The sequence below is a fragment of the Xenorhabdus sp. KJ12.1 genome, assembly GCF_963876495.1.
GTDB classification, from domain to species: Bacteria; Pseudomonadota; Gammaproteobacteria; order Enterobacterales; family Enterobacteriaceae; genus Xenorhabdus; species Xenorhabdus stockiae.
In genome coordinates, this window is the sequence record NZ_CAWNQH010000072.1 from 62,363 (window position 1) to 86,315 (window position 23,953).

At 37.9% G+C, this 23,953-nt stretch carries 28 protein-coding genes and 2 pseudogenes; 25 read left to right on the forward strand and 5 right to left on the reverse strand.

Annotated elements, in window-relative coordinates:
* The first annotated feature begins 42 nt into the window (after window positions 1–42).
* From AACS92_RS11715 to AACS92_RS11755, 9 genes are all read left to right on the forward strand, one after another.
* Window positions 43–531, forward strand: a complete 489-nt coding sequence (locus AACS92_RS11715; RefSeq protein ID WP_099108537.1) for a hypothetical protein — start codon at window positions 43–45, stop codon at window positions 529–531.
* Between the two features lie 552 nt (window positions 532–1,083).
* Window positions 1,084–1,992, forward strand: coding sequence for an ATP-binding protein (locus tag AACS92_RS11720; RefSeq protein ID WP_099108538.1), 909 nt, complete (start codon window positions 1,084–1,086; stop codon window positions 1,990–1,992).
* A gap of 594 nt (window positions 1,993–2,586) precedes the next feature.
* Complete coding sequence (locus AACS92_RS11725) at window positions 2,587–2,967, forward strand: hypothetical protein (protein ID WP_099108540.1); 381 nt, start codon at window positions 2,587–2,589, stop codon at window positions 2,965–2,967.
* Between the two features lie 687 nt (window positions 2,968–3,654).
* Complete coding sequence (locus AACS92_RS11730; RefSeq protein WP_153044729.1) at window positions 3,655–3,897, forward strand: hypothetical protein; 243 nt, start codon at window positions 3,655–3,657, stop codon at window positions 3,895–3,897.
* A gap of 785 nt (window positions 3,898–4,682) precedes the next feature.
* Window positions 4,683–5,225: a hypothetical protein gene (locus AACS92_RS11735; protein ID WP_099108542.1), complete on the forward strand. Its 543-nt coding sequence runs from the start codon at window positions 4,683–4,685 to the stop codon at window positions 5,223–5,225.
* Between the two features lie 308 nt (window positions 5,226–5,533).
* Window positions 5,534–5,797 (forward strand): hypothetical protein, encoded by a 264-nt coding sequence (locus tag AACS92_RS11740; RefSeq protein WP_099108543.1) that lies wholly within the window; start codon window positions 5,534–5,536, stop codon window positions 5,795–5,797.
* A 102-nt stretch (window positions 5,798–5,899) separates the two neighbouring features.
* Window positions 5,900–6,175, forward strand: a complete 276-nt coding sequence (locus AACS92_RS11745) for a transcriptional regulator (protein WP_099108544.1) — start codon at window positions 5,900–5,902, stop codon at window positions 6,173–6,175.
* Between the two features lie 264 nt (window positions 6,176–6,439).
* Window positions 6,440–6,622 carry a hypothetical protein gene (locus tag AACS92_RS11750; protein ID WP_153044730.1) on the forward strand — a complete coding sequence of 61 codons (183 nt, stop codon included), beginning with the start codon at window positions 6,440–6,442 and terminating at the stop codon, window positions 6,620–6,622.
* An 80-nt stretch (window positions 6,623–6,702) separates the two neighbouring features.
* Window positions 6,703–7,326 carry a DNA-binding protein gene (locus tag AACS92_RS11755; protein WP_099108546.1) on the forward strand — a complete coding sequence of 208 codons (624 nt, stop codon included), beginning with the start codon at window positions 6,703–6,705 and terminating at the stop codon, window positions 7,324–7,326.
* 40 nt (window positions 7,327–7,366) lie between these two features.
* On the opposite strand, the gene AACS92_RS11760 is transcribed toward AACS92_RS11755, so the two are convergent.
* From AACS92_RS11760 to AACS92_RS11775, 4 genes are all read right to left on the reverse strand, one after another.
* The gene (locus AACS92_RS11760; protein WP_099108547.1) at window positions 7,367–8,050 is read right to left on the reverse strand and encodes an RES family NAD+ phosphorylase; all 684 of its coding nucleotides are present in this window, start codon (window positions 8,048–8,050) and stop codon (window positions 7,367–7,369) included.
* Window positions 8,051–8,457: 407 nt separating this feature from the next.
* On the reverse strand, window positions 8,458–8,796 hold the full coding sequence (locus tag AACS92_RS11765; RefSeq protein ID WP_099108548.1) for a hypothetical protein: 339 nt from the start codon (window positions 8,794–8,796) through the stop codon (window positions 8,458–8,460).
* A gap of 274 nt (window positions 8,797–9,070) precedes the next feature.
* Window positions 9,071–9,373, reverse strand: a complete 303-nt coding sequence (locus AACS92_RS11770) for a type II toxin-antitoxin system RelE/ParE family toxin (protein ID WP_099108549.1) — start codon at window positions 9,371–9,373, stop codon at window positions 9,071–9,073.
* Window positions 9,370–9,633: a type II toxin-antitoxin system ParD family antitoxin gene (locus AACS92_RS11775; protein ID WP_099108550.1), complete on the reverse strand. Its 264-nt coding sequence runs from the start codon at window positions 9,631–9,633 to the stop codon at window positions 9,370–9,372. The genes AACS92_RS11770 and AACS92_RS11775 overlap by 4 nt, the downstream gene beginning before the upstream one ends.
* A gap of 346 nt (window positions 9,634–9,979) precedes the next feature.
* Between AACS92_RS11775 and AACS92_RS11780 the strand changes: the two genes are divergently transcribed.
* From AACS92_RS11780 to AACS92_RS11845, 14 genes and pseudogenes are all read left to right on the forward strand, one after another.
* Entirely contained in the window at window positions 9,980–10,225 is a 246-nt protein-coding gene (locus AACS92_RS11780; protein WP_153044731.1) for a hypothetical protein, read from the forward strand.
* 426 nt (window positions 10,226–10,651) lie between these two features.
* On the forward strand, window positions 10,652–11,137 hold the full coding sequence (locus AACS92_RS11785) for a hypothetical protein (RefSeq protein ID WP_153044732.1): 486 nt from the start codon (window positions 10,652–10,654) through the stop codon (window positions 11,135–11,137).
* A 275-nt stretch (window positions 11,138–11,412) separates the two neighbouring features.
* The gene (locus AACS92_RS11790; protein ID WP_099108553.1) at window positions 11,413–11,694 is read left to right on the forward strand and encodes a hypothetical protein; all 282 of its coding nucleotides are present in this window, start codon (window positions 11,413–11,415) and stop codon (window positions 11,692–11,694) included.
* A 781-nt stretch (window positions 11,695–12,475) separates the two neighbouring features.
* Window positions 12,476–12,772 (forward strand): hypothetical protein, encoded by a 297-nt coding sequence (locus AACS92_RS11795; RefSeq protein ID WP_099108555.1) that lies wholly within the window; start codon window positions 12,476–12,478, stop codon window positions 12,770–12,772.
* Between the two features lie 53 nt (window positions 12,773–12,825).
* Window positions 12,826–13,389 (forward strand): hypothetical protein, encoded by a 564-nt coding sequence (locus AACS92_RS11800; protein ID WP_099108556.1) that lies wholly within the window; start codon window positions 12,826–12,828, stop codon window positions 13,387–13,389.
* Window positions 13,390–13,413: 24 nt separating this feature from the next.
* Complete coding sequence (locus tag AACS92_RS11805) at window positions 13,414–13,626, forward strand: hypothetical protein (protein WP_099108557.1); 213 nt, start codon at window positions 13,414–13,416, stop codon at window positions 13,624–13,626.
* A 136-nt stretch (window positions 13,627–13,762) separates the two neighbouring features.
* On the forward strand, window positions 13,763–14,323 hold the full coding sequence (locus AACS92_RS11810; protein WP_153044733.1) for a hypothetical protein: 561 nt from the start codon (window positions 13,763–13,765) through the stop codon (window positions 14,321–14,323).
* A 910-nt stretch (window positions 14,324–15,233) separates the two neighbouring features.
* Complete coding sequence (locus AACS92_RS11815; RefSeq protein WP_099108559.1) at window positions 15,234–15,677, forward strand: competence protein CoiA family protein; 444 nt, start codon at window positions 15,234–15,236, stop codon at window positions 15,675–15,677.
* 113 nt (window positions 15,678–15,790) lie between these two features.
* Window positions 15,791–15,994: pseudogene (locus AACS92_RS11820) on the forward strand (hypothetical protein); the annotation flags it as partial.
* 189 nt (window positions 15,995–16,183) lie between these two features.
* Window positions 16,184–16,390 (forward strand): hypothetical protein, encoded by a 207-nt coding sequence (locus AACS92_RS11825; RefSeq protein ID WP_099108560.1) that lies wholly within the window; start codon window positions 16,184–16,186, stop codon window positions 16,388–16,390.
* Between the two features lie 712 nt (window positions 16,391–17,102).
* Window positions 17,103–17,477 carry a hypothetical protein gene (locus AACS92_RS11830; protein WP_099108561.1) on the forward strand — a complete coding sequence of 125 codons (375 nt, stop codon included), beginning with the start codon at window positions 17,103–17,105 and terminating at the stop codon, window positions 17,475–17,477.
* A gap of 676 nt (window positions 17,478–18,153) precedes the next feature.
* Window positions 18,154–18,441 carry a hypothetical protein gene (locus AACS92_RS11835; RefSeq protein WP_099108562.1) on the forward strand — a complete coding sequence of 96 codons (288 nt, stop codon included), beginning with the start codon at window positions 18,154–18,156 and terminating at the stop codon, window positions 18,439–18,441.
* Window positions 18,442–19,095: a hypothetical protein gene (locus tag AACS92_RS11840; protein WP_206602232.1), complete on the forward strand. Its 654-nt coding sequence runs from the start codon at window positions 18,442–18,444 to the stop codon at window positions 19,093–19,095.
* Window positions 19,096–19,187: 92 nt separating this feature from the next.
* A complete protein-coding gene (locus AACS92_RS11845) occupies window positions 19,188–19,547 on the forward strand; it encodes a hypothetical protein (RefSeq protein WP_099108563.1) in 360 nt (119 codons plus the stop codon).
* 874 nt (window positions 19,548–20,421) lie between these two features.
* On the opposite strand, the pseudogene AACS92_RS11850 reads toward AACS92_RS11845, so the two are convergent.
* A pseudogene (locus AACS92_RS11850) lies at window positions 20,422–20,676 on the reverse strand (transposase); the annotation flags it as partial.
* Window positions 20,677–20,931: 255 nt separating this feature from the next.
* Between AACS92_RS11850 and AACS92_RS11855 the strand changes: the two are divergent.
* Window positions 20,932–22,137 carry an AAA family ATPase gene (locus AACS92_RS11855; RefSeq protein ID WP_099108564.1) on the forward strand — a complete coding sequence of 402 codons (1,206 nt, stop codon included), beginning with the start codon at window positions 20,932–20,934 and terminating at the stop codon, window positions 22,135–22,137.
* Window positions 22,134–23,117: a ParB family protein gene (locus tag AACS92_RS11860; protein ID WP_099108565.1), complete on the forward strand. Its 984-nt coding sequence runs from the start codon at window positions 22,134–22,136 to the stop codon at window positions 23,115–23,117. Before AACS92_RS11855 ends, AACS92_RS11860 begins: the two co-directional genes overlap by 4 nt.
* Window positions 23,118–23,953 lie beyond the last annotated feature (836 nt).

Consider the following 23,953-nt stretch of genomic DNA (forward strand, 5'->3'; position numbering starts at 1 on the left):
ACAAATAAAAAAGGCAATTTTGCCTAATTAAAAGGTGCAAATATGTCAGACATTATCGTTGATAAAGAATCATTGCGTGTAGTAAACCGCCTCATGAAAAATTTCATAAAAAAAATCGGAGCTAAAGATGAGCCTCTGTTTTGGGGAATTAAGGCAAACGAAGATATACAAGTCTGTATAGGGAAATATCTTTCTGTGTCGGTAGATGGCAAAAAAGTACAAGCTGTGAAAATTCTTCCTGAGCCAGCTCCTATAGTTGGAGATAAAACTCCTCTTTTGAATGGACTTGATAAGAGAACGGTTGTGTATATACCTAATGCAGAAAATTGGAATCAAGATTCACTTCTTCGTGTAGTGTTCCAATCGTCAGCGTCTGGCTCAAAAGCATTGGTCGGATTTAATGATCCATCCCGGTTATCTCTAGGTATTTATCAGTTCCTCGTATCACAACAAATTGACAATGACTGGAATTTGTCCAACTGGGCAATAAACATGTCAATCCCGATTGGTGATATTAACAAACAATCATAATCTATCTATGTTTTTTTTATTTTCACTAACACCTCGCAAATTAGCGGGGTTTTTTTATTGCACTGAAGTTTAAATCTGGATCATGTGAGCCTTCAGGCGACCCCGCGCTTACAGACAAAACTTAGGTTTTCCTCAAAGGGAATTCTCCAAATTCAGCTTACTGAAATACCGCAGTCATAACAGATGGCAAATAAGATAAATACTTAACAACGGATTGTTTTGAAAAGAGTGGATATGCATTTTGGTGGTCAGAATTAACAATGAGAACAAGAAAATATGTTTTCTTTTCGGTTTGATTATCTACGAATAAAAAACTATTTCAGTTTTCTTTTAATGGTTTTAAACCTCTGCCTCATCCGCAAGAGATGAGGTATTAACATATATGTTTCTTCCATGATTATTTTTTGATTAGGTGTATCTATGGTTTGTAGCTTTGAAGCACATTTGTGTGATTGCACGAGCTGATTTGATCCGTTAGATTAGCGCACGACTATGTTAACAACATGAAGAGAGATCATATAAAAAAAGTAAAACTAGGGGGATCTACTCGAAATGAATGTCATCACAAAAAATGTTCGTATACCGGATGATTTAATAATTAGGCTTGATGCAGAATCATTACGTTCAGGAAGGACACGAAATGCAGAATTGGTATCCTTACTCGAAGAAGCAATTATTGAGTCGAAGTATTCACAGGGTTATTCGCTTGCAGATTCAGATAAAATATTTGGTGATAAAACAATCTCTCTTACAGGCGGAGACTCATATCAAATACGGATGCCTGATTCACTGAAAAAGGCAATCATGCTGAATGTTCCAAAGCTGGTTAATTTCGAGGGAAAAAAGTTACTATCACAAGACAATTTCAGTGAAAAAGTACGTTATCTGTTACTTCGTGGATTATCTTCCCGTGATTCGGTCATCCCAGTAGAACTGGAGTCGATAGAAGGCCATGTTTATCATGACAAAGAAATTGAGACAAAGTTTAGTGGTCTGAAAATGGGGGATTCAGGTAAGCTTGATCTTTTGCTAGAGTTGGGGCGAAATTTTGAAAATGTGATGCATTCTACAGAAGGTCATGTTCTGGTTTATGGCGCACAAGGAACGGGCAAAAGTTTTGCGGCAAGTTATTATAAAACAACCAATCCAGATTTGTGTCATTATTTAGATTTGATGCCTAAAGGCATGAGAAATCTGCTACCACGCCGAGTTATCCTACTTTGGTCAAACGACAAGAAATATAATAAAGAAAAAATCTTAGTAATTGATGAAGCTCAGGTTATAGATAACGATTACCTTTTGTTTTTTTACAAAAAAGCAAAAAAGAAAAATGTGCGTCTAGTTTTAATCACACAATTTCCTGATAATTTTGAGAAAAGTATCTTAAATCTGATTAGTCACAAGTTTGATTTTAACTTGGAACCTAGTGGTAAATCTATTTGGATGAAAAAGTTAGAATAAAAAAATTTTCTTGGTATTAATTATCTTCCCTTCTCTTCGACCCCTCATTGCTGCATGGGATAATTGAATAAATTATCAAATCGCAGTGGGGGAATCATGTTAGTTCACAAAGACGGTATTACCTTCATTGATGTTGTTCTACGTAATTACGAACCGGGAGATGCGTTTCTTCACGCTCAGAAATTACGCGATAAATACGGCAGAAATGTACTTGTTAGTTATTGCATAAAAAATCGCGTTCCTGAGTTTAAGTTCAAACTTACTCTAAAGAAAAGACGACAATACCGGATTATATAATTACCTCATGTCTTATTGTGTGTCTTTCGAGAACATTAATTCAGCACATCTGAGCAAGTGTAAAATATTACGCAATTCATCAAATCTAACACAGTAGATTTGGTGATTTTTATACCTCTGTTCTTCATTTATTTTCGCAAAGTAAAATGTATGCGTTAGCGTCATGTATGGCGAGTTGATGTCCACAGTCAGTAATAGCAACCGAAGTATTAAACGCTGAGTGTTCAGGGTTAGGGGTTACTATTGGTATGTCCGCTTGTCAGTTAAGTATGAGACTGTTATGGATTGGAGTATGTTTTGTCTGGGGATAACACATTGTACTGGCTTAATGTGTCATTACTGATCCTGTTTGTAGTGTCATTCTACACACTCACCTTTGAAGCATTTGCGCTCGGTTCACTCGGATTGTTAAGCCTTTTGGATACACTTCAACCTTATACTAATGCACAGAAAATTCTCAAATCAACGTTGGTGTATTTGGTTTATTCATTAGGATTACTTTTAATGTGTAATATTCTCGATCATGTTTTTCATAAACCGATTACCCCCGGAGTGATGATTGTGGTGTTTGCAGGAGTTGTTGGTTTTCAGCTTGGAAGATACACAAGCATTGGTCTTTTGGATCTGAAAAATCAAACTCCGCTATTAATAACGGTTGGTATTGAGAAACTTAAGTAATCAAGTAATCAAGTAATCAAGTAATCAATAAACTGTACTTTTACTAAACCGGCATTGGCCGATTTTTATTATTCCCTCTTCTGGCTTTATCTGTTCAGAATATATCCTAATTTTGTCCTATTGTTTACCAGATACGAAAATTGATTTTATATTATCACTGATTATCATTCCATTTATGAGTAAGATAAAATTATTTTTATAGAATCAATCTGTAATCATTGATTAATTCTTTTTTGAATTAAAGGAATTCAATAAGTTATATCTCCGTGTTAATCTATTTTTTGTGTGGTTATTTTAACCACGCTCATACAGTTAAATTAATGTGGTGTGGTATTTATGCTACTGGGGGCAGTAGCTTTTATGAGAGGAATTGATCAGGTTTATACAGGCGATGTTTGTCACACTGCTAGTCTTCAGGCTTTTTGTTTCAGCTCTGGGGAGAACTGAAACAACATGTAGATTATCAGTGTGGTAATTTCTATTCTGCTTGAGCGGATATTATTAAACGTTTCACTGCAATAAAATCTGTATAAAAATCAATCAATAAATTACGTTACAAAACCGGCCAGTGCGCCGGTTTTTTTGTTGGTTCTGATTTTTCTCTCTCTTACTGCGGCTTTCTCTTTTGGTTCATGTACGCCATAATTTTCATGGTAATATTTTTCGTCACAAAATGGAGACTTGCGAATGCCGCAAGACATAATCAAAAAAGTTCGCGCAGCGCTTAGCGCAAGAAACCTTACCTTGATAGGAAGTCTTACCCGCATAGTAATGCTGCTGCCTGAACGTGGGCGTGTAAACGTCATGGTTCACGGTGCCGACGGTCAGGAAGATGCTGCAACATTAACGCTCAATGAACATGGTGAGGTGGATGTACAGCTTTCGGATGAAGGCCGGAACGTAGTTATTTTGACTCGTAGAAAGGATTGAATAATTCATTGAAAAAAATAAAATAATTATACAGATAAGACTATTTTATTGTTTTTCAGTTAACCCGGTGTTTTCCGGGTTTTCTTCCTCTGCACTACTTAATCTTAGTCAGAGTATGTATGAAAGAAAATACACATAGAAAATTAGCGATGGTTGTTGCTCGCTCTATCTTTACATTGAGTGACTGTATTTTCCTCACCGCAAAAAAATTTCTGAAACTGATGCCTCTAACTTTGTTCTGATTTACTATCAGTATCAGCCTATATCTTAACATGTCAGTGATCGATCTTCTTTCCTCTCAGTCATTCATCAAGACTGCACTGTTGCTAAACACAGTTCTGTCTCTCACATTGTCTGTAAACGCCATTAGTAATTGTATTGATAGTTACTACGGCCTGAAAAAGACTATGGTAAATTTTGCATTTACCTCAAGCCACTCAGTCATCTCAAATGGTAGTCACAAATAGTAGCTGGTGATAATGTCTATGAGACCACAATCGATTGTTCAAGATATAGAAAACCAGAGTAAAAACTTTTCAGAAGCCGTATTCTCCAACCTGAAAAGCGAAATTTTGACTGCTCAGGATGCAAGCGGGATCGCTACGATATACATGTCTATGCATAAGGAAAATTGAGTTCCTCCGGAAAAATGGTAATTATATAATCTATCAACGGATTAAATGCGTGACAAAATCAGAAAGCAATAAATTAAGTATGTCTGGTGTCATGTCCACATTTTTCACTGTGAGTCTAATTTCATAATTTATTATTAATGAGGCGGGTCAATGGGAACATATATATCAACTTGTGTTGAAATTAAAAAAAACGATGGTTGGACGCTCAACACGGATAATATTTTTCTATCAAATGAAGATAACAAACAGTACGTTGATAATCCATTTGATTGGCAATCGTATAGCATGTATGGTTTTTTCGTGGGAATTAGAAATTCTAGCGAGTGTGTAGCTCTTTCAGAACCACGAGGATTTCCCGAAGATACCTCAAATGAGGCTATGGATATTTTCGCGCCGTTAGAAGTACCCGACTGGTATAACTATGGACACGGTAGTAATTATGAACCTGAAAAAATGTCTGTAATTGAACGATTAGAGTCAACCTATCGAGAAAGTTACTGCTATTCATGGCTATCAGTCGCTGAATTGTTATCTTTTGATTACGACCAAGAGTTCATTGATAAATGTGAAAATCCGCCAAAGGCAAAAACCTATAGAAGATTTTTAGGTAATCTCTATTTTGAACACCTTTCAATTCTTAAATCACTAGGTGATCCAAGTAAAGTTCGTATTTTATTTTGCTTTGATGGGTAGCTATAGTGATCTAAAAAAACCTACAATAAATTGTCGTTTTCAACCCACATTAGATGATTTTATCCATGTAATCGTCTTTTTAAAATGACATATGTAATCTGTTGTATAGTGACTTGGAAAGCTGAAGATTTTTTTGATTCCGAATATACGTAATTAATTTGTAGCCCACCAGCATAAGAACCCGATTATTCGGGTTCTTTTTTTGTCCCCCCTAAATGTCTGTTTTGGCTGATTTCAATGGCTACTTCGGGGTGATCAGATCTGATGTTAATCTTAATCATATACTTTATGATTAAGAGGAAGATACAATGGCAGCACTTACCAATAAACAGGTTCATGAGATAGAACGTATTATTCGGAGTCTGACTCGGGGAATTACTTTTATTAAACGCGATAACATCGGTATTGCATATCTACAAGATAGGCCAGCTACAGCAACCTCGGATTATCATTCTAATGACGGTAGCCGCTCTGCTATAATGCTTGAAAAAAGCTACGGTTCAGATCTGTGTGGCCTGTATGATGCATTGGAAAAAATGAAAGGTTTTTTGATTACACATAAACGTAAGTGATTTTTGGTCCACCAGCATAAGAACCCGATTATCTGGGTTCTTTTTTTGTTCACTCTTAATATCTATTTATCTATTCAAGCCAATTTTAATGAATACTTCGATATGGATCAGACATTTCCTTTACCCTCATCTGAACTTCAAGCTGAAGAAATGTGGGTTCACTTGCCTGATAGCGTGTATGCCAAAATTTTGCTCAATAATGATGAGCTTTTAAAAGCTAAAATCAGTAAAGCTGAGTTATCCCGTTTAACAGGTATCCGCCCTCCTGAAATCCAAAGGATACTCACACCACGTCATACAACTAAAATTGATACTATCAGCCGGGCGCTTGTTGCTATAGGTAAAAAGCTTTCACTTTTGCTTAATCTCTCACTGTAAGGGCTTTCATCTCAAGCATTCCACCCTAATATGTTTCTGCAACCCCCGGATCATTTACTCAGAGACTGCAATTGTTCTTTGAGTAAACAATAATTACACATACCTATTTAGTTTTGTCACATCTATTCGGGGTCAGTTTTGCGAATGTTATTTTATTCATACAATATATGAATAAGAGGATTTAATGTGAATTTACCAAAAATCATTTTTGTCAGCATGACATGTGGTGACGAAATACTGTTTGTCAACGGCAAACAAATTTACATGTCCAGCACTTCCGGCTCTGCTCTGGGCGCATACGAGCTAGCGACACGTCTAGCTAAGTCACTAGAAATACAGCTGGTGGAATATAACAACATTCCAGAACCTGAGCATGACGACTGGAATGCGGCAGATGTGCTCACCTCTCTCACTGAACTATCCGTTAGTAGCCTTAACAGTAAATAAATTTAGTTTTGTAAAATCGCCCTGATATTGACCAATAACTAAAACCAAGTTATAGTATTAGTCAAGCAAAAGGAGGTTCTATGAACATCACCGTAAAACAATCAAATAACTTAAATGAACTACAGTCGTTACTGCAACAGCGTTTTAACACAATGCTTGGTTCATTAATGCCAGAGTTTGCTGACAAGACGAAAGTCAGTAATGCTCTTGTTCTTCCAGATAACGAACTGTTTGAACTTTTGTATTCAACAGCGCTTGAAAGAGGAGCCAGAACCCCTGAAAGAGAACTTCTCAAGCTTAAGCGTCGAGCAGAGAACTTATCAGCTTTTTATAAGGAAATTGAACGTATTGGTGGCGTGATTAAAGTGGGGGATGTTGCTGAAATTCTTGGAATTACACGTCAGGCCGTAAATTTACGCGTACAAAAAAACAAATTGATCGCTTTCAAGAAAAACAGCGATCATGTTTTCCCGGCCTTTCAATTCAAAGATGGTCGTTTGTTACCTCACTTCGAAGACATTATGAAAACAATAAGTAGTGATATTGGGCCTGTCTCCAGAATATCGTTTTTAACGACTCCCTTGAGCGATAAAGATGGTAAAGGAAAAACGCCACTTGATATCATGAAAGAAGATAGTAGTACTGATGATATTGCAAAAATATTTCGTGCAGCTAAACAATTGGGTGAACAGATTGCTAGCTAAGAACGTACCCTGTAAACAGGGTACGTTTAACGATACAAACTTAAAGCTGCACGATTTTGAATTGCAATACACTTTCAAGAAGTTCTTCGCCAGTGATGTCGGGATATTCCCAATTTGCTGGCATATATTCTGAATCAGCGTACTCCGCAAGATTCATCATTCCTGCATCTTCAAATCTTTTTTCACCACTCAATTCCCAAACCGCGTAGCAATACCCATAAGGAAAGTGTCTAGAAACGTAACGCACGCCATCAGCGTTATCTTTTGCAAGATGATAGAGACACGTCATAACTCTCTGTGTCACCGTATAATCATCTCCAACAGAAATGTCTAATGTAATGTGCAGCATTCCTAAAAGTAATCCTATATCGACAAAATACAACGGTCGGAGTGAACGAATAAGGCACATCCGCGAGTTTTCGATAACAGACGCATCAATAAATACATTTTTGCTAATGTGCATTTGCCGTCCAAAACTTTCAGCAAGTGCTGATACTGCGTTGTCAGCCATGTAGCACACGCGAAAAGCATCATTCAAAGCATTATATCGCCCATCACCAAATGAAAAATTTATACCCGATGGATACTCTTTCTTTTGCCAACGCCTTAGACTTTCAGTACTAGGTGGGTATATTGGTAATGAACTATTTTTAAAAATAGTTGCTATTTTATCTTCCAAATTCTGGATTTCCAACTTAGAAGAATAGTTCTCCTTTTTTTCCATGTAACATCTCCAGAAATAAATATAAGTGTGCTCTAGGCTCACCTTAATATTTTATGGAATAAATTTATGTGTTTTACCACATGTTATGTTATATACATTTTCACTAGTTAATTATTAATGTTTTAATATCATTTTAAACAGCTCCTTACGTTAATTAATTTATTGATTAATAACAATTTAATAGCGTTACAATAATTAGATAACACTTTATTTAATATATTTAATTATTTTTTAGATAAGATTTAATTTATTACAAGGAATATACAATTTGTAATAAATTTTTTATTTACACAGTTTTAAATTTATTAATTATTTTATACATGACATCATTGGTTGAAAAAACCAGATGAAACATGAAGTTGCTTATATTAAAGCAAGGTACTAAATAACATAAATATTTTATCATATTATAAAAATAAAGCAAAAAGGTCTAAAATAGGGTTAGTGTAAATCTCTTCAGTAGGATAGCCAGCGTCTGATAAACAGTCATTTTTCTGAAAGAATATTAGTATGTTGTAAAGCCCATCCACCAGCATAGGTGGATATATATTCGATGAGGTAAAAATGAAAACTACCGATCCAAAAAGAATGCAGATCCAGTAGTGGAGTGCACCGCTTGCCGTGTTGCTATCGGTTGCTCTATTTTTTGTTTTGGATAGCTTTGGTGTATCTGATGAACTTAATGGCACTCTTCGGCCGTTTTTAAACGGTGCGACTACGGTTGCCTTATTTTTCGGAATAAACATTGTTGTCGCCAACCGAAGAGCACGGAAAAAACCATGAGTTGTATATAGCCTAATCAAGTTTTGTTGGGCTTTTGGAATAGCATCATCAGAAGGCTCTCACACGTATGTAGATATCAATCGATGAAGAACGGTGTTTAAGGCATCAAGTACCATACCCAGAGCCTTTCCTCATTTTATCTTTATGTTAAGACTTCAGAAACGCCAAAAAGCGACACAAAATAGTCACCTTCTTTTACCCGCTTTTTGAATAGCCAAATTACTTATGCATTCTGAGTTACAAGTCATCCAGTTGATTAAAAATACCAACAATATCCCGAGATCCATGCAGTATCCGTTCTATACGAACTTCTGTATCAAGAACCTGAAAAAAAATAACATAACGACCATAAGCGCTACTTCTGATCCCTTTCCCAAGTTCAGACCTTTCCCTATAAATTTCAGGTGTTTCCGCTAATAACAGGCATTGTTGGTATAACTCCTTGGTGAAACTGAGTGCTCTTACAGGATTATCTTGTGCAATCCAATCGCCAATTTCCTCAAGGTCGTGTTCTGCTAAAGGCGAGATGCTTAGTTTCATTTGTCCTGATGACCTTCGGCCATATTCCCGTATTTTTTCATCAGGCGGTCAAAAACATCTTTGACTTCTTTACCTTCACCGCTTTGGATGCCAGCCATTATAGCACTTTTGAGCGATTCAACTTTTACTTGCTGCTCTTGTTCTTCTAACGCACGAAGACCAGCACGAATTACTTCGCTTGTATTGTTATAGCGACCGCTATCAATCTGCTGGCGGATAAATTCTTCGAAATAAGGGCTAAGAGATACACTTGTTGGCATAGTCATTCCTCCGATGTCATTACTATCTATTAATAACTATCACTATAAACTAAGCGCATATTTTCGGCAATATTTTGATAAGTAATTGGACTTAGTAAGAGCATTCCGTTCATGCCATTTTCAGAAGATGACTGCACTGGTGGCCTTGTTCAAAACCGAGCGTCTGTTGAAAATCAGAAATAACCATTCTCATTATCAAATAATGTGGGTTGTAAAAGATCGTTTATTGCAGGTTCAGTATTTTTTGTTATCAGACCACCACATCTATTCGCCCTCCCCTACCTCTATGAGAAAATTAAAACATCAACAAAACGATGTTACCAACTCAACTCAGGAGATGATGATCATGACGAACGCGACCACTATCCAACAGGCAAGGCAGAAGCTTGTCGAACTACAAGAAGCTGAAGAGACACTGATAACTGCTTACGAGAAAGCAAATAAGGTCGGTATAGACAGAAGCTTAAATGCCCACTTCACTGATGTGATCAACGAAATGACTGAGCTACGTATCCAACAGCAGAACTATTGCAAACACCTAGAAAACAACGGAACTCTCAATGCCCGGTTATGTCCGGGCTTCATCTGTTAAACAGGTTACAAGGCGCTGATTATACTTCCATATGAACTACTTTTTATCATGTTCCATTACATTTCTATTTTAGTTACTTTCCCAACCGAATAAAGTCAATAAATCACTTATGGTTTTGCTAATGACGCAATTTTCGTTTCAAGTTAAAGTTTTAGGATTAATGCTTGCTTGAGCGTTCCTGAAAATAAAAAACAACTCTGCGTCACTGTGTTGAAAATAATTGACTGATACAATATTTGTTTTCCTCAAGATAACTAATTAATTTTAAGGTCTCTTATGTTGTATTTGTTGACTAGTAATGTTTTGATGATCTACATAATTTATCGAGTGTTTATCACACTAAAATATAAAACCAATAACGCTAACAATTCACAACATTTAGGGTTAAATGCCATAATTACGTCTTTGACTTACTTGACAATTAGTATGATATTAAGCCCATTTTTCGCAACCATATTCATTGACAATCCTACTCACACCATGTCGCTATTCCTACAGGGGTGCGGTTTTACTGGTGGACTGATTCTGACTGGGTATTATGGCTGGCAATTTCTGAAAAAACGAGGAATTGGTTCCTGTATTGTATCTATCGCCGGAACTATCATGATGTTTATCTACGCAAACAGTTTCTTATTCGTTTACCCAGAAAGTGTAGGTATCCTAGACAGCGGATATATCAGAGCTGCCAATATCAAAGATGTACCGTGTGAAAAAGGTATGATACTTATAAACCTCGCAGAGAAGAATGAACCTACAGAGTGGCGATGTCCTCAAAATTTTATATTGATGGGTAATACGAGTAAACCTTTACTGCCGTGGCCATCATACACAACAGGTGAAAGTATTGAACTGACAACTGCAATTCATACGATTATGGATAACGCCGTTAATACTGATGACATAAAAGAATAATACAAACGGAAATGAGTTGTACTTATATCAAAAAAATGGGGTCTGAGATGACTCTTCATCAGAGAATTAAGTTTACGATTTAGCAAAATCCGCCGTAAACCCTCGCCCAGTGCGGGCGAGGAGTGGTCAGTTTGACCTGACCGATGACCATTCAACTATTATCCACTTCTTGAAAATGAAGGCTCGTACCTGAACCCTACGTAAAATTTTGGCTTTTCCTATTATGTGAGAAAATTGTTTTAATAGTTAAAAATTAACAACACAGGAATTGCATAATGTTCACTATCAACAAAAAAACATTTGATATGGCAAAGAAACGCGGATTTGAGCTAACATTGGAAGAAGATCTGACTTCTGATGGCTCGCTGTTCCTGTGTTTCTGGGAGAAAGATCAGGATTCTGAATGGTTGTTCAGCTATGAATATAACGGCCATCAGCTTGTGTGGCATGGTAATGTCTATGCTTCTAAGCACGTCGTTGCTCAGTTGTCTAAAACCATTAATAACGAATACGAATTGCGTGACTTAATACGCAAGCTTAGTACACTTACAACGTAAAAATACCATCACTCCATTGCAACCAATAGTGTATCGGCTTCCTATTTTTCTTCGGAAAGAAGAACACAAACTTCTTTGAGTGACTATAAACGCTCCGGATATATTGAGAACGAGCACGACAGGTTTATAAGTGATGGACTTTCACATGAACATATTGATTTTAAATAATCAACACAATTATCCCCAAGATAAATATAAAAACTACTGACAAACTTGTAGAACTGCCCGTACCGTTAAGTGTAGAAGAAACTGCAAGCTCTTATGCAATAGTTTGAAGTTTGAAAAAATGGGGAGCATTGTCACATGTTATTTGTCAAAACTGGACCATTTGAAAAATGATACACATCCACCAGCGCTAAGCATTCAAGTGGGAATGGAGTCAATGAACCATTCCTTTTTATCTTTGGCATCGTCGCATAGCAATATTATATTCCGACTCGCAAAAATAAAACCCGGGTTCGGAGCGCAACCACATTCTATGAGGCTAACTAATTGCCCACGCCAATTCCAACCGTAATACATTGAAGTAGATATGTTTTTCATGACAATTTCGGGGCGAAATCCCGCTAATTTCATACTAATTTTTCAATGCCAAACTCTCCTTACGGAGAGATAATAATGTTTGTCCTTCCATACCTGTATAAACTTATCTAAGTAAAGAAAATTATATTTTCGCATTATTACCTTCGAAAAATTCTTTTTTACTGCCCTCCCCTCGCTTCGGCCCCCTTTTCCTATATGGGATAATGTGTTTAATCAAAACAATGTGTCGAGGTTAATTATGGTTACACCAGAGCAACATTACGAATTTCTCAAAAAACATTATCGCGAACAACATTTCGAAGGTCGTAACATTCAAGGCTGGGGTGAAAATTATTCCCGTATCATCGCCGAGTATCGCTATAAAGATTTGCAAAAATACGGTTTCGATATTATCGAGTATCACAAATCCGCCACGAATAAAGCAATCTGTTATGACATTAATCTCAACTTGATTACCTGCCTACCAAAAACAACTCTCAGTCAGCGACTAAAGCAAATAGCAGCCATAAGTACAAACGAAGCGCATGATGACTAGCAAGCTACGGGTATCAACAAATTTCAGAAAATTTATCTCAACAGGAAATTCAAATGAGAAATATTATCAAACAAAAAACAATCGAATTAGTCGCAGTACAAACACTCAAATTTACCTCGGAATATTCTCGAATTTGGTTTGAAGGATACGAGCGCTTAAAACAAGACATTCGAGATGGAAAGGAGCCTAGCTATTGCTCCATCAGAGATGAATTTAGTTTTTTAAGTTGGCCCGAAGTGATTACTCATATTGAACAAGAGGCAGAGGCAATTTGGAAATCACTTAAAGAAAAGCGACAGTCCACAAAAGAAGATGCTATTGACAAGTCTACAAGTAATGCAGAAGACAATGTAATGAGTATTGAGGACATCCTAAGCCTTAAAACTGAGTTAGCCTCACTACGTGAAAGCAATTCACAGCTTATCCAGTTACGCGATCACTATAAGCAAGTAGCCGACGAAAGTATCAAAAGCTTACAAGCTATGTGCGAAGAAGTTTTAAATACATTTACAAATTCTCCGGAGCGGATTACCGAGAAGTACTGCAAAAAGAAAGAGATCAGGACTGTTACGGAAGCGGAAATATACGCCGCACGAACCACCGAAAATATTCACTGAAAATGCTAAGTGAAGGAAAAAGTAATGACAAAGATTGATGCTGAAATTTCCTTAGAATTACTTAACAAATATTGGGATGAGCTGAGTAATATTATGGTAGAAAATTGTCATGAAACAGATGATCTATGTACAGTAGAACCTTTTTTACATTTTAGCAGAGGCACTAATGTAATAGATATTTGGCATTGGTTTGAAGATCAAACACCAGATTTCCATATTAGTAAGATGTTATATTAATATGTAATTCTCCTGTTCTGGTTAACGAATATTACAGGTATCGGGCCACATACTGTGGCCTTTTTTATGGTCTACTCGCTTCGGCCACCAAATGACTAATGATAATGTGATGGAACACAATAACGGAGATACCGAGATGATCAATAAATTACTAAAAAAAGAATTTCTAGAACGTAACAAAAACAAAACTACCTGCGGGAAAAATCGTTATGTTGTAGACAACAATACTGGTGGTTTTTTCCTTGTAGAATGTCAACGATGCAAGGAAGTTTACCCCAGCAATGAGTGCCTCGGTGGTGGATCGATTGCCGATAGTGATGATTACAATGATGTCTTCTGTCCTCACTGCAACCAAGTTGCCCCAGAAGAATGCCACAATACGGCACTGGCATGGAATCTACAACAAAAGCGAATACTTGAACTTGAATCAGCGCTCTCATCATTACTGGAAAGTAATATGCATATAATCCAATCATGCGATCACAATATCCCATCAATTGAGGAAGATATCAAAAATTTGAGCGCAAGAGTATTGACCGTAAAACTTATGGACTTTGATCTCGTAGCTATTCAACATATATCAGGCAGGAGTGATGACTACTGCAAAGGTTTTATGCATGGCACGCAGAACGTCGTTCGTCTAGTAACGAATGCCTGTATAAATAGTGGAATCAAATGCAATTTTGAAGCCCCCTAAAAAACGTTGACTAATGCACCAATCCATACACTACCCCGGTATAAGCTGAACAGGTATATATACTGTGCACACACCTGCACAGTTTAAGGCAATTAAATTACTAGTGGATACAGTGGTAAGAATGAATCTAAATTCACCTGAAAAAAATATCCACTTATCGAAGAACGCCACCAGCGAAATTTCTATATCGAAGAATACATCAATATTTCACGTAACGTTGAACCTCTAGAGTCTTAATTATCAATTCTATAAAATTATCGGTATTGATTTAGCAAAACCGCTCTGTTTGCTCGACGGTAATCAAGTTGTCTTTAATAAAAAAATGCCACAAATCTCATGTGTTGGTATATTTGAGACTAATATCGTAACGCTGTGATCTATTCATCATAAACCACAGCCAGAATTACACGATAAACTTCCTGATTAATATCGCAAGCTAATGTAAGCATATCGTGTCATTCAGTTGAACAATTCTTGCTGCTTTGGTCGAGAATGACTTCAAACAAAGAAGTCCCTAACCCCGCTCGATACATCGCCTGATCCAATTAGATAGCTCGCTTATGCTTTATATAACTCAATAATCTTGCCGTCAATGGTGCTGGTAAATGCTTCAGAAGAGCATGGTGAACCTCTTGATTGATATCACTTGCCAATAAAATCAGATTAATTAAATCTGTTGGACACTCATTTTTGCTGAAAAAAAGTACGGTTACAGGAATGTGATTTTCGCTCCGAAAAAATTTTTTTTGTGTTTTGCTATTCGACCTCTATCGACAGAGTGTTTTACTGGAACTGTAAAAAACTTATCTGCAAATTGTAGTTCTCCTCATAAAGCGCAATCTCGATATCAATCTATACATAACGCGGCTATGAGAATTTATTTACTTATAACGATATTTGGTGAGGTTATATGTATAATTTTGTGAAAATAGACCGGGCTATATTTAATGATGTAATAGTCAGTATTAATGATAAACGGGTTTTATCAGGAAAATCAGGATGTATTTGTCTTGGTTGTGGAAATCCTCTAATAGCCCGAAAAGGTAAAGTGGTAGTCTGGCATTTTGCACATGACCCTAGCAGCATTGATATGGAAACACTTTCGTTATCCTGTGGTTACGTTAAATCTCTGGAAAAAAAAGAAGCTGTTTCCAAAAAGAAAAATTCAGGCGTTATTTTTGAAAAGAAAAAAACTTTACCAAAATTCCATGCCAAACCTACATCCAAAAAGCTTCCGCCGTTGCCGATGGAATGCGTTCGTTGTACTTTCCAGTTTGTTTCAGATATTCGTTGTTGCCCACAATGTGGCGACCATCTTTTAACTCGATATCTTGTAGATGCTACTCGGTATTAGCAGATATCAATATTTCACACATCTTATGAACAACCTGATGTAAGGCTATTTTCATAATCCACCGATCTATTTATAAAAACACGAGAATAGATATGATTAATAACAATGATGTAATGACTGATCGTGAATTACTTGATGCTGCCATTGAACTAGCAGGTAAATTTTATCAAATGATGGGATATCAGCATAGAAAGGGGTTTAAGTATTGGGAATCATATAATCCACAAGAGCAATTAGTCTTTGAGATGGCTATTCAAGCATTTCATGATTTGCGGGGTATTGATATACATAACGCTATTGATAACTTAGAAGATGAAATACAGCCCCATATTAATTTATTTCCTTTGGCAATAGAAAAAAAATTGTCTAACAAGGGTAATTCGTCTGTATAAACTTGTTCGGGTATGTAGCTGGGTTCACTGACAACTAAATTCCTATGATTTTGACGAATGCAGTTACTGGGGATATCCTGAGTACGCCCATAAATTCGAAAAATAAGAAATATAATGAAAGTAGAACAAGAACCCACTATTGTCATCAACGGTATTTACCTTGATGAAGGTCAGGCAATGGCTATTCGCACCGCTGTTACCAGTTATCTGAGCTATCTACGAGAAAATAGGCATGGTGATGATGAGCACGGAAAGAAAATTTCTGAGCTTTACCGAGACAGGCTTAGCGAAGTACAAGACATTATGTTTTCGCATCTGTAGTGGTCTAAAAAATACAACATATAGTCGTTTTCAATCCACATTAGATGATTATCCAGTAACCGTCTTTTAAAAATGACATATGTGATCTGTATGATGCATTAGAGAGAAGAAAGAGTTTTTGGTTACCATAAGCGTAAATGATTTTTAATCCTCCAAGACAAGAACCCGATTATATTGTCTATTCTGGGGCGTGAGCACATTCTAAGTAGCCAACGAATTGCCCACGCCAATTTCACTCTTAACATAATGAATTAAAAATGTTTTCTTTGATAATTTCGGGGCGAAATCCCGCTAATTTCATACTAATATTCCAATGCATAAATTACCCTTGAGTTGTTTGAGCATTCTTATACATTGGCAATAATGATACAAGGTAGACGGATTAGAAAAAATAGGGATTAGATTTGTGGCTGGTAGATGCTTTTCCAGAGGTTACAGACAAGAAAGCCCTTGAGAAGATTGAGTTTCAATTAAACGAAATCTGTCATGCATAATGTACAGATTTTATTGTTCCTAAATACTTTGCGTCTTGCGGAAATACAATAACGTTATTTTTCCCACACCTATACAAACTTAGCGAAGTACAGAAAATAATATTCTCGTATTGTTAACCTCGATGAATACCCTTAGTTATTACCCTCTTCCTTGCTTCGGCCTCCTTTTTCCGTATGGGATAATATGTTTAATAAAAACAACACTCCGGGAGCTAATTATGATTACATCAAAACAGAATTACGAAATTGTAAGTAATGAAGAAGTTAGTGAAATGAGTATTGAAGACATCCTATTACTTGATGTGGAAAACAAGAATAAATTACTGGTTCAAATCATCAACCAAGCTGTAAATGAAGTAAATGATGAGGAGTGCAATATTGAACGAGAAAAATATTATATTCGTTCATATTCCGGGCGCGGGATGTACGGACGTTACTGCCTTGGTCTTAAGATTCCTGCTGGAAAAGATATAGTCCCCATCATCATAAAGATGGGAACGACATTTAATTTACTTGGAGATCAAATGACTGACAACATGGGACTAGGAACCATCATATATTGGCCTGAAGTTGAATACTCCCTAGATGATTAACAATCTATCTATACAGATCTAATAAGCTGGTAAAACAAATTTGGTGATGATGAGTGAGGAAAGATAATTTCTGATATTTATCAGAACAGATTTAGCGAAGTACAAGACATTATGTTTTCGCATCGTTCAACCTCGGTAAAATCTTCACATTATGGTTCGCGAATATTACAGGCATATCGCCTGTCTTTTCGACACAAATCTCTCAATTGAATTGAGGGATTTTTTTGAACCTTTTTTTGCCTGCTTGATCTCAACAATACATTCCAAGTTGAGGTCACGTATGATGTTTTCAACAGATACCGAACAATGGGCAAAAGAAACTGTCCAACACGCCGATTTAGGTGATAGCCGTCGCACTAAGCACCTAGCCTTTACTGGACGTATAGATGTGATCAAGAGATAGGCATATCACGGCCTTTTATGGCTTACTCACTTCGACCACCAGCTGCCAGATGTTAATGTGATAGAACACAATGACGGATATACTCTGAAATTGAGTTAAGAAGTTGACTAAATGAAACCGTATGGAAAGTATTTTTCAATTGATGGATGCATTTGTGCTGTTTGTCGTTCACATGGTTACCGGAAAGATAATTGCTATGGTGAGCAAGTTAGAAACAGTAAGCATCGTTCTCACCAAGCCAAGCGTCCAAACGTGAAACTAGGAGATTAATAAATGAAAACACTAAATAACGCACAAATCTACACTCTGCGTCGGTTATCTAGTGGTACTCTCTATATGCTACGCGGTGATAGGTGCAAAGCTTTTGAACGCCGTAATGAAGTATCCTATTCGTTAGAATTTGATGACATTAACGCCCCTTCCCTACCTGTGTTATTCCGCCTCGGGCTGGTGGAATTTTCGCTTGCCGGTAATAAAGTGCCAACCATGTTCTACCCAGTACGGTTGACTCAGGCTGGTCAGGAAACTGCGGCCACAATGCAGGTTATGCAGGAGGTTTAGGTGAAAGAACGTGGGATTATTTTTAATAGCGATATGGTTCGAGCTATTTTGTATGGCAAGAAAACACAGACAAGGCGTGTAGTTCCTAACTGGCAATTACCTAAATATACTCCAAATATTGAAGAGTGTGAATTTGACTGGTCAGCAGTAGCACAACGTGACCGTCGGTATGGTTTCTGTGTTTTTGGTGAAACAGAAGAGAGTTGCGCGGCAAAGCTGGCAAAAAGCAGGGTATGTCCTTACGGTCAGGTTGGAGATAAGATGTGGGTACGTGAAACGTGGAATAGAACAAACCCAAATGGAAATAACGGTACTTATTTCTATAGAGCTGATGGACGATTTCCCGAGTGTATAGGGGGCCATAGTTATGTTGGTGATGAACTATGGAAGCCATCAATTCATATGCCGCGCTTTGCATCACGTATCACACTAGAAATAATGGATGTTAGGATTGAGAAATTACAGGATATTAGTGAAGAAGATGCGATAGCTGAGGGATGCTGGTACGGAAAAGGCGATAATACGATTGATCCAGCAGTTCTTCCTGCAAATCATTTCCCTACTCTATGGGCCTCACTCTATGGCGAGGAAAACTGGAATGCTAATCCGTGGGTTTGGGTACTTGAATTTCGGAGAATTATTAACGAACAATGATATAATTGGGCTGTATCGGAAATGCCACGATCATACTGTTTCTATCCCGGTACAGCGTGTATATATTTGAATTTTTTATTCAAGGAAATAGTATGTTAGAACAGTTTTTAGATGGTATAACTTTTATTTCTTCATTGATATTTTCTGTAATTTTATGGGGTATTGGCATTACGACAATGCTGTACAGCTATTTCGGAAGAAGCGATTTCTTTGATTTAATATCTAAGTCAGTTATCAACACTATTTTCGCAATCTGGATGTTCATTGGCTCACTGCCGCTTCTGAACTATGCCGCAGACAAGGAGCAATATGGTTCAATTGTCGGACGTGCGCGTGAACTAGCAATGTTTGCAGATCGTCCTTGGTATGGCGTGGGTGGTTATCAATTTCTTATCGTTGTTCTTATCGCCATATTGGGTTTCTGCATCACTTACTATAAAAATCGACGTTGATATACGACACTATCGTAGTACTTAATAAGATCGCTCTCCATTCTAGTACTCATAACCAAATGACATGAGACTACAGTACACATCCACCAGCGCTGATCGTTCAAAGGTAATGGGAACAATACCCCCATTCCTTTTTGTATTTGACATTTTCATGCAGCCGCCTTAAATCGCGATTCGCTTAGAACCGACTCCAGTATTCCGGATAAAATTAAAACCATATATTACTGCCTGCTTTTCATTTTCACTTGTAAGGAAACCATAAAAATACGTGGGCATTTATGCGCCATCTGAGTCTAAATCTGTTTCGAGCAGAAACGACAAAAAAACCAAGATGCGCCGAAAACGAAGAATTGCCAGTATGGACATTGACTATTTGGATAAGGTATTAGCCGCAGGATTTCATGCGTTGGGCAAAAGGTAAACATTCACACTCTTGCCCTGAAGCGATAAGTTTATTTTCCCCCTGAAAAAGCAAGAAAAAGTCATACACAATCAGGGCATTTATTGATGAGTGCAAAAATTTATGTTTTCACTTTGCCGTGGCGTTATCCGATTTTACGCATTGCTTGATATCCGCTAGGACAGAGACATATAAGGAGACCATAAAAAACTGTAGAGCACAGTGTTAAACCGACGATAGAATGAACAATTAAGTGCACTTATTAGTTCGATTTTTTTCGGGCGCTTATATAGTGGAATGTGGCTGATGTATGCTGAGTGTGTTAGTTAGCAAAATCCGCCGTAAACTCTCGCCCAGTGCGAGCAGGGATATAAGGCAAAAGCCCAAAGGGCTTCAGACTGCTGACAAACCGCGTTGAAAATAACGCGGCTTGTTGCCTTCATTATAAATCCTCATCTTTCGATTTTTCCTGCCTCATCCCTGAACAATCCTTTTTTGGCACGTGATTGGGCTTCTGGCCCCGTTAAATACACGAAAGCACCGCAGATAACACCAACAAAAGGCTGCCACCAGTAAGGCTATCTTCTTGATATTTTGCGCTGTTGCCGCCAGCAAACACTGGATCTGGACTTTCAATAAACCCCGAAAATGCGCGTAACGATGCCCATGATGCTGTTTCGCATCCGCAAAACTGCGCTCTATCGTTTCTTTCCGGCGCTGATGCAGCTTTTACCCCCCAGGGTTATAGAGCTGCAACCTACCGTCGATGTCAACATGATTTTTGTCTTGCAAACGGGATGCGTTCATATAGTGACCATAGAATTTTTATGCTCTACTGTAAGTATCTTCTTTTTAGACTTCTAATGGCAGTCAGATAAATTTTATATGACGTATATTTGAATTTTTACTTAACGTTATCTAAATTATTACCATGTACTTAAAATTCTGCTATAGTTCAAAAAAACGATAACGCAAGGTGAAACCATGTCCGATAATTTTGACAGATTGCTCGAAACCGGAAATCGTGCAAACGTTATGCTTGAATGGCTGACAGAACAGATTCAGTCAAAGCGTGAAGAATTTGAACAAACCGAGTTTTATAAGACCTATTCGAAGTCTGCTGTTTCCAAACTTCCACATTTGAGCAAACGCGCTGTTGATACTGCCGTCGAAGAAATGGAAGCTAAGGGATATGTGTTTAATAAGCGTCATGGAGGAACTTCTACGCAGTTCGCTATGACCCTCCAGAACATCATTGATATCTACGCTCACCGTGGTATTAAAACGTACCGTGAGAAGCGCGGAAAAGCCTTTGTTATTTTCGTTGTGAATCTTAAAGGTGGTGTTTCTAAGACAGTATCAACTGTCACGATGGCACACGGTATGAGGGCACATCCTTCCTTATTGCATGAAGATCTGCGGATTCTGGTTATCGACCTTGACCCACAGGCATCTTCAACGATGTTCCTTAACCATCACCACAGCATTGGTCTTATCAATACTTCCAGCGCACAGGCCATGCTAAATAAAGACCTTACCCGAGAGGAAATTCTTGAAGAGTTTGTTCAACCTTCTATTGTGCCGGGCGTGGATATTATCCCTGCCTCCATTGAAGATGGCTTTATCGCTTCACGCTGGACTCAATTGTGTCAGGAGTATCTACCGGGTATTAACGAAAATAATGTTCTCCGCGAAAATATCATCGACAAAATCAGTGACGATTACGATTTCATTTTTGTCGATACCGGCCCACACCTTGATCCATTCCTGATCAATGCACTAGCAGCCAGCAATATGCTGATGACTCCGGTTCCACCACCGCAAGTAGATTTTCATTCGACGTTAAAATACCTGACCCGTCTGCCAGAGCTGGTACAACTCATTGAAGATTCTGGCCTGCAAAGCAACATTATTGCTAATGTTGGGTTCATGTCAAAAGTCATCAATAAACCTGACCATAAGCAAACACACAGCTATGCCAAAGACGTGTTTGGTGGTGATATGCTTGATGCCGTTCTTCCCCGACTCGAAGGTTACGAACGCTGCGGTGAGTCTTTTGATACAGTCATCAGTGCAAACCCGCAATCTTACGCGGGTAGCCCTGACGCACTGCGTAGTGCGAAAACTTCAGCCGAAGATTTTTCCCGCGCAGTTTTCGACCGAATTGAACTTCTAAGAGGTGCTGTATGACACAAAAAAAAGGAAGGCCAATTCTTGGACGCACCCTTACTGAATCACCATTAGCAGGTAAATCATCAAGCTTATCTGTTGAAAGTAGTCAGCGTTTCACACTTGCATCCGGTCACAAGGTTATGTTTCACATAGAGACTATTCCGGCTGAACAGGTTGTCACTCGCACTTACGTAGACCAGACCATTAACGGACGTGATCAGAATGCACTTAGCCCGGAATCTCTCGCAGATATAACGCGTACTCTGCCTTTGCAGCAGTTTTTTCCCGTTATTGGTCGCGAGATCAATGGACGTATCGAAATTTTGGACGGATCACGCCGTCGCGCCGCAGCCCTTATTTGCAATATAGGCCTTCGGATTATGTTCACCCGCAGTGAAATATCCCCGGAAGATGCCCGGCAGCTTGCAGTCGATATTCAGACCGCTAAAGAGCACAATATCCGCGAGGTAGGTATGCGTTTGTTAACTCTACGTGAGAGCGGCATGAACCAGAAAGAGATCGCAGAATTTACTCGCATTTCCCCGACGAAAGTTACAAGAGCAATTCAGGCGGCTTCAGTTCCTCATGAATTACTGTCTGTTTTCCCTATTCAGTCAGAGTTAACTTATCCTGACTATAAGAAGTTGTTCACTGTAGCAGAGATTGCCGGTAAAAAAGACTTATCGCTTAAAGATCTAGTAGCCGATGTGACGAAAGAGGTGGAAACATTACATTCAGAACAGAAGCTGCTCCCGGAAGATTTTAAAAACAAGGTCATTAAACTTTTTGATAAATCGATTTCGGAACTGACAGTGAAGTCTGCAACTAACAAGCCAGTAACCGAAGTCCTCAGAACGTTTGATGATCACCGAGTTTATGCGCGGAAAAAAATCCACACGAAAGAAAGAAAGGTTTCTTACGAATTTAGCCGGATCAGCAAAGAAGCACAGGACAAAATTGACGAGGCTATTCGAGCCATTATTGAGCAGTACGAATAAGTCCCTGTAAAGCCCAGTCAGTCTGGGCTTTTTTATGCCTGCATTTCACGATTTATATTCCGTAATGCCCACGCCAATTTCACGAATAACTATATGATTATAATATATAATTCATAATAATTTCGGGGCGAAATCCCGCTAATTCAGGCCTATACTTTGCCTGTAAAAAAATATCTTGTGTGCAGAGACAATAAAATTTGTTTTTCCATCGAAGGATTATTATTCGTTCTGAATGGTGACGTTATCAAATCTTAGCGGTGGAAAAAAGTAATATCAGCGGCAAAAACGCGTGCATCCACACAAGTTCGCATAGCCAGATAATTTACTAGCTGGCATAAGGCAACGGTACGCACCCATTGACGCTAAACGTTCAGAGAGAATGGAAGCCAATAAATCCATTCCCCTTTTTTCCTTCAACATAGTTCCACATCAGCTATATATCCCGGTTAGCCTTAACCTAAATCCAGTAATTGGGATGCGACCGCCACCCCTGTAGGGAACTTATTATCTAATGCTACAACAGTGATCTGTATTGCGCTTGATGACTCTCTTATTCCTAACACCAAGGCAGGTGTCTATAACCTCACCTGTCAGCCTCTGGGAGCAGGAATAGAAGGCATATAAAGATATTATACTTTGTATTTTATGGATTCAGAGTAAAAATTTCAGCATAAACCCCATAAAGTACAGGAAACAAAACTTGAGTTATTGAACAAATATTTACATTATTTTTTTTCATATGGCTAAAATAATTACGATGATAATCAAAATTACCGATTGTTATTATATAAGTTCATATAGATGATAATTATCTATTTAATGTTAACTACTTATAT